This window comes from Cedecea sp. AS113 (assembly GCF_037152415.1).
GTDB lineage: Bacteria > Pseudomonadota > Gammaproteobacteria > Enterobacterales > Enterobacteriaceae > Cedecea.
Genome location: NZ_JBBCMI010000042.1, coordinates 1 through 3,602, shown reverse-complemented (window position 1 = coordinate 3,602; position 3,602 = coordinate 1). Strand labels below are relative to the sequence as shown.

Annotated in this window: 3 protein-coding genes; all 3 read left to right on the top strand. The window is 45.0% G+C overall.

Translation table 11 applies throughout. The annotated features are described in order from the left end of the window. Positions 1 to 491 precede the first annotated feature (491 nt). Positions 492 to 998: a helix-turn-helix transcriptional regulator gene (locus tag WFN87_RS23875; RefSeq protein WP_008461655.1), complete on the top strand. Its 507-nt coding sequence runs from the start codon at positions 492 to 494 to the stop codon at positions 996 to 998. A gap of 5 nt (positions 999 to 1,003) precedes the next feature. Next, positions 1,004 to 1,600 (top strand): hypothetical protein, encoded by a 597-nt coding sequence (locus WFN87_RS23870; protein ID WP_008461653.1) that lies wholly within the window; start codon positions 1,004 to 1,006, stop codon positions 1,598 to 1,600. A gap of 253 nt (positions 1,601 to 1,853) precedes the next feature. After that, the coding region (locus tag WFN87_RS23865; protein WP_336983966.1) for an autotransporter-associated beta strand repeat-containing protein at positions 1,854 to 3,602 on the top strand (1,749 nt) is incomplete at its 3' end.

Genomic DNA, 3,602 nt, shown 5'->3' with positions numbered 1-3,602 from the left:
GGCCTGGGTGATATTGTTTTCATATGGCTCACTGGCGTTCACAAAGAATAAAACACCATCATAAATACAAAGTTGCTCAAATATCCATTTTTTTAAAGTTAACAGGCTGATACTCACGCAAGGTGATAAATACAAAAATGTTCCATTAATTTAAGTTTCTTTAATATGTGCTTGTCTGGCGTATTTACTGACGGTTCTTTTGGCTTATTTATCCAGGCATCCTTGATATCTGCGACCTCACGCTTGATTAAAATAGGATGAATCGATCAATTGCATTCCTCCGATAGCCCAGGCCTATCATAAAAAGATAATTGATCGTTTTTGACTATTTTGTTGTTATGTGTATACTATTTCGCTACAAGCTCTGAGTCGGTGCGAAATCAATGTAAACTACACTGTGGGCCTGTCTGAATTTGTGTTTTTCATTGGTTGGCATTCTTTTTTTGGTCATAATTAATAACATGCTTTTTAATGTCACGCAGGAGACTCACATGGATAAGTGTGGTTACTGGCCGGAAAATGATTCTTTTTTTGGAAAGGGAATCATGGCAATTGCTGAGATAGCGGGCAGAAAAAATCTTTACTTTGTTAATCTTGATGAATCTACATTTTATGACTTTATAACACAGCCTCAGATTTTGAATATAAAAAGCATCGTTATTATCTCTAGCCCAACGTTATATCCTTTGTCACTCTTATTACTGACCGAATTTGCCAATGTACATGCAGTTTTATCCTCAGACAGTGGACTTGAACGACTGGCAAATAGTATACGCCGAATACCCGATAATGGAAAAATTACTGCTGCAAATTATAGTGCTGGCGCACTCACCCTGCCTGAGTATCGAACTCTGACTTTATTAGCACAAGACGTCAGCATGAAACATATAGCCTGCATTCTCGGCACCAGTATCAGTACAGCCTACGTATACAGAAAAAAACTATCAGAGAAAATGCGTTTCCCGCATAACGGAATACCTGTTTACATGAAACGGTGAGAGACATGAACAATGAAGTGCTACTGATTGTATTGACAGAGAATTGCTGGTTATACACGGGCCTTACCGCACTGTTGCCCGAGATGGTTTGTCTACGGGTGGGGTTCAGTTCGCGATATATTCCTCCAGAAATCGAGGTTGCAGGACGTATAATTCTTGCTGTGGACAGCCGGATTGTGTTTCGGGGAGAATGGACGGCTCTGAACGCTCTTCATGCCCTTCGTCCTGATGCAGTTCGGATCTGGCTGACGTGTGATGAGAGCGGGAGATTATGTCCATTTGCAAACCAGAGATGCCTTAGCCTTAGTCAGCGACAGGATATTACCTCATTACAGTTCGCTTTGCGTCAGTCAGGACAACACGCTCTGGGAAAAAGCACCCGCGTCGAAAGCATAAGACTGACATTCACAGAGCGTCGCATGCTCCCCTTTTTTTTATCCGGGGTTAGCCTACCGTTACTTTCCCGCATGACAGGAAAACCGGTCAAAACACTCTACGCGCACCGAAAAAAAATTCTTGAGAAGACGGGACTACGGCAACTGGCATTTTTACAGTTTGTGAATGAACGTAACCGAGGATTGCCGGGCATTCCCGGCATGTAAGAAATTCATGATACTTTTTTAATGGATTTAATAGTAGGGATACTCCATGAGTTATTATTATAAGAAAAAAAGATTTTCTTTAGACATATAATTCCCGAGAAATAAAATAAGGATTGGTGTGTGCTTTCCTGCCATCTTTCCCTCTCCAGATATCGACGTTTATTTCAAATTTTTATTTTCAATTCATAACCTAAGAGGAAACCAAGTGAACCATAGATATCACCTCGCATGGAATTCAACTCAGCGAGCCTGGATGGCTGGTGGGGAATTGAGCCGTTCACATAAGAAAAAAAAAGTGATTTTCTCTATTGTCTTTTTTTTAGGCGGAATTAATAGTTCATCAGTCGCTGAAACAAAAAACATAACACTATCTGGGAATGGAGTGACCTATTTCCTCCAGTCAAATAAAGGCAGTAACGGTGTTGACTCATCGAATGGAATCAATGGATCAGATGGTTCATCATCTTATGAATTTACGACCAGTACTTTTAAACCTGAGGATAACCCCATCAGCATTACTGACGCTAATATAGCTGGGGGGATTGGAGGGGCAGGTACCATAGCAATGGGCAATGGTTCTGAAAGCGGTAATGGCGGTAATGGGGGGAACGCAGTCAGCATATCGACAGCTACTATATTTAATAATGGTGCAATACTAACGGGCGGTAACGGCGGCGATGCGGGTGGAGGCACCGGTCGATATCTCACCATGGGTTCTGGCGGAGCAGGAGGCAATGCAATATCTGGGAATCACCTTACTATCAACAATAACACAGGTGGAGTGCTAGCGGGTGGGGAAGCCGGTAGTGGTGGTGATGTTCTTGGTATTCAGATCGCCAGCGCAGGAGGCTCGGGAGGTACAGCTATCGCCGGTAAGAATCTATCCATCCTTAACGATAGCGTAATTTCGGGGGGTAATGGTGGTTCCGGTGGCACGGGCGGCGTGGACCTAAACGAATGGGGTTGGTCGGGACCTGGTGACGGAGGTGAAGGAGGCTCTGGAGGCGCAGGTATAAGTGGCGATAACCTTAACATCGTCAATAATGGAAGGATTAGCGGCGGTAGTGGCGGTAAAGGTGGCTCAGGTTCAACTACAGATACGAGCATAGGTGGTAATGGTGGTATTGGTGGCGATGCCTTAGTTGGAGGCAACCTGACTATTATTAACAACGGAACTATTGATCGGGGTGCAGGTGGTAACGCGGGTAACGGGAACGGTGGAACCAATGGTACTAGCGGAACGGGCGGTGCGGCAATTCGTTTAACCAGCAATGATAATTATTTGATCCTTAAATCTGGTTCAGAGATCAACGGTGACATCGTTCTTTCAGAAACCGACACTTTCAATACCCTCTCCATTGCCAGCGATGACGCCACGACAGTTACCGGAAATCTGACGGCGAATGCTTATACCAGCTTAACACTCTCCGGTAAGATGCTCACCCTAACGGGGCAAGCCTCTTTTGCCAGGAACACGTCGCTCACCTTCAATAACTCCACTTGGGACTCTGTGCTAAAGGCAGATTCGGTTTCTCTGGAAAGTACCGTTACCCTGCGTGGAAATATCAGTGAATGGCAGCAGAACACCTACACACTGGCCACCACCACCTCAGGCATTAGCGGATTTATATCAGGGAATGTTATCAACGAGCTGCTGACAGAGGCCGCAACAGACTACGCAAAGATGTCTCTTTCAGATGATGGAAACTCCATCATCTACAGCCTGCGGTGGAACAATACCGCAGGTGATGGCTATGGAACCTTTGACCTTAAAGGCGGAGCAGTACTCAACATAGGCACAATACTTGCCGATAATATCAATGGTGCCGATGGTGTATGGGACGGTAAGACATTGACCAAAGAGGGTGACGGCACCCTCATACTGACTGGCACCAATACCTACACAGGTACTACTACGGTCAGCCGCGGCACACTTAAAACCGGTGTTGAGGATACTTTTGCCTCCACTTCCGGTGTGACGGTAGCTGAAGGTGCGACCCTT

Excerpts from the sequence above, each read along its gene's own strand:
- WFN87_RS23875 (WP_008461655.1), top strand. The coding sequence starts at position 492 with ATGGATAAGTGTGGTTACTGGCCGGAAAATGATTCTTTTTTTGGAAAG.
- WFN87_RS23870 (WP_008461653.1), top strand. The coding sequence starts at position 1,004 with ATGAACAATGAAGTGCTACTGATTGTATTGACAGAGAATTGCTGGTTA.